We start from the raw sequence: 835 nt of genomic DNA, 5'->3' as shown, positions 1-835 counted from the left end.
CGTCCGCTGTACAAACGCCCCCGCTTCCAGACGCAGCAGCAGTGGCAGGACTACGCCGATAAACTCACGGCCTTTGCCGCCCACCTGCTGGCGCGCGGCGTGCGGCTTGCCTACCACCATCACATGGGCGCCTACGTGGAAACGCCCGCTGACGTGGATCAACTGATGGCCTTGACGGGGCCGGAAGTCGGCTTGTTGTTTGATACGGGTCATATCACCTTTGCCGGCGGCGACGCGCTGGCGGTGTTAAATAAGCATATCGATCGCATTTGCCACGTGCATTGCAAGGACGTGCGCCCCAATGTGGTGAAACTGGCGAGAAATGGCCACTGGAGTTTCCTGCAGGCCGTGATCAATGGCGCCTTCAGCGTGCCCGGCGACGGCTGCATCGACTTCCCGGCCATCCTGACGCGCTTGTATCTGCACGGCTATGAAGGCTGGCTGGTGGTGGAAGCGGAGCAAGACCCTGCCGTGGCGCCCAGCTACCAATACGCGAAGATGGGCCACGATTACCTGGCGCAATTGGTCGACGCGATTCCGCGCCTGGGCCGGGAGGCGGCATGAGCCCGCTGCTGGTGAAAGCGGGGCAGGGACAGACCATCGTCGAGGTGACACCGGCATCGGCCGGCTGGGCGCACGTGGGCTTTGCCGCGCACAGGTTGCAGGCCGGCGAACACATCAGCCTGGAGACGGGCAGCCGCGAGCTGTGCGTCGTCGTGCTGACGGGCACGGTCACCGTGCAGGCGGGCGAGCAGAGCTGGGAAGGCATCGGCAAGCGCGCCAGCGTTTTTGAAGACGTCTCGCCCTATGCCGTGTATGTGCCGCTGGAAACACA

The 835-nt window shown here is 64.1% G+C and carries 2 protein-coding genes; both read left to right on the top strand.

What is annotated here, in order from left to right; all coding sequences use genetic code 11:
* A partial coding sequence (locus IGS61_RS27740) for a TIM barrel protein (protein ID WP_230542506.1) occupies window positions 1-564 on the top strand: 564 nt, incomplete at its 5' end.
* The coding region (locus IGS61_RS27735) for a 5-deoxy-glucuronate isomerase (protein ID WP_230542505.1) at window positions 561-835 on the top strand (275 nt) is incomplete at its 3' end. The genes IGS61_RS27740 and IGS61_RS27735, both read left to right, overlap by 4 nt.

Source organism: Janthinobacterium sp. FW305-129 (assembly GCF_020858115.1).
Lineage (GTDB): Bacteria > Pseudomonadota > Gammaproteobacteria > Burkholderiales > Burkholderiaceae_D > Janthinobacterium.
The sequence above is the reverse complement of the archived record's forward strand: the minus strand, read 5'-3'. Positions and strand labels throughout refer to the sequence as shown.